Here is a 2,077-nt window from a genome sequence, read left to right on the forward strand (position 1 = left end):
TTTGCAGGATCGCCTCGGGTTGCGGCCATGGGGGCCACGCGTGGCGGCAGACCTTGCCGACTGGCTGCTGGCGCATGCACTGGAAACCGATCGGCTGGTCGACCTGGCGGCGTTGGTGCTGGAAGAGTGCCGCGGTCGCGGGATCCTTCTACCTCCCCCGATGCGGCTCGAGCGGCTCTGCATCGAGGTTCGATACCGCGCGCGCCGGGAAATCGAGCGTCGGCTGACCGAGGGTCTGTCCGCCGATCAGCGGCATCGGCTGGATGCGTTGACGGAGCGGCGTCTGGACACCAGCCAGAGCTGGCTGGCCTGGCTTCGCCAGATCCCGGAGTCGGCAAAGCCTGCATCCATGCTCGGGGTGATCGAGCGGCTGGAGCACATCCGGGCAATCGGCATCGATCCGGCGCGCGGTCACCGGATCAATCAGGCCCGGCTCGCCCAGCTCGTTCGCGAGGCCGGCCGGACCACGGTGCAGCATGTTGCCGGCTACGAGCGCCGGCGCCGGCATGCCGTGCTTACCGCGATCGATCTCGACCTGTCGGCCCGCCTGACGGATCAGGCGATCACTCTGTTCGAGCGGCTGATCGGCGCGATGTTCCGCAAGGCGGAAGGCCGACATGCCCGGGCGTTCCAGGCCGAAGGCCGGGCGATCAACGAGAAGGTCCGGCTTTATGCGAGGATCGGCGCCGCCCTGATGGCCGCGCGCGCCGGCCAGGGCGATCCCTTCGCGGCGATCGACACGGTGATACCCTGGGACCGGTTCTGCTCGACCGTTATGGAAGCGGAAACTCTGGTTCGATCGGAAGATTTCGATCCCTACGAGGTGCTGAGCGAACATTATGCCGGCATTCGGCGCTGGGCGCCGGCGTTCCTGGCCACTTTCGAATTTCAGGGTGTTCCCGCCGCGGCGTCGTTGATGCGCGCGATCGCCATGCTGCGCGCCATGAACCGCGCTGGAACCTCGACGCTGCCGAAATCAGCGCCGACCGCCTTTGTCCGGCCGCGCTGGGCGCGTCATGTCCTCACGGCACACGGCATCGACCGGCGTTACTACGAACTCTGCGTCCTGGCGGAATTGCGCCAGCGCCTTGCTGCCGGCGATGTCTGGGTTGCCGGCAGCCGGCAATATCGGGCCTTCGAGGAGCGGCTGATCTCCAGGGAAACATTTCAGGTCCTGCAGAAAGAGTCCGGCATTCCGGTCGCCGTCGAGACCGACTTCGAGCGCTTCATCGCGACCAGGCGGACCTGGCTGGATGCGCGGCTGGCCGAGGTCGACGCCCGTGCCCAGGGTGGGCTGCTTCCCGATGTGACGATCGAGAAGGGCGTGCTGAGAATCACGCCGATCGAAAAATCAACTCCGCCCGAGGCCGAAGCGCTGGCAGCGAAGCTCTATGCCACGCTGCCCCGCATCCGGATCACCGACCTGCTGACGGAAGTGGCCGGCTGGACCGGCTTCCCGGACTGCTTCACCCATCTGCGCACCGGCGAAACCGCCGCTGATCCCCGGGTGCTGATGGCGGGGCTGCTGGCCGATGGCCTCAACCTCGGACTGACCCGGATGGCCGAAGCCTGCAGCATCGCCAGTCTGGGCCAGCTCGCCTGGACCGCTGACTGGCACATCCGCGACGAGACCTACGCCCTGGCGCTGCGCCGCCTCGTCGAGCACCAAAATCGCGAGCCGCTCGCCGCTCTCTTCGGGGCGGGAACCGCCTCATCCTCGGACGGGCAGTTTTTCCGCGCCGGCGGTTCTGGCCGTGATGCGAGCCGGATCAATGCGCACTACGGCCCCGAACCGGGTCTGAAATTCTACACCCATCTCTCCGATCGCTACGCGCCGTTCCATACCAGGGTGATCGCCGCAACCGCCAGCGAGGCCGTGCATGTCCTCGACGGCCTGCTCGATCATCACGGTGATGCGCCCCCACGTCAGCACCGGCACCATACCGATGGCGGCGGGGTGTCGGATCATGTCTTTGCCCTGTGCGCCCTGCTCGGATATGTGTTCGCGCCGAGAATTCCCGATCTGAAAGACCGGCGTCTCTACAGTTTTGCCAGACCGGCAGCCTATCCGACGCTT

General features: G+C 66.6%; 1 protein-coding gene. It reads left to right on the forward strand.

The features are described from left to right. On the forward strand, positions 1-2,077 hold a 2,077-nt coding region (locus APM_RS17485), incomplete at both ends, for a Tn3 family transposase (RefSeq protein WP_138919252.1).

It is taken from the genome of Acidiphilium sp. PM (assembly GCF_000219295.1).
GTDB classification, from domain to species: domain Bacteria; phylum Pseudomonadota; class Alphaproteobacteria; order Acetobacterales; family Acetobacteraceae; genus Acidiphilium; species Acidiphilium multivorum.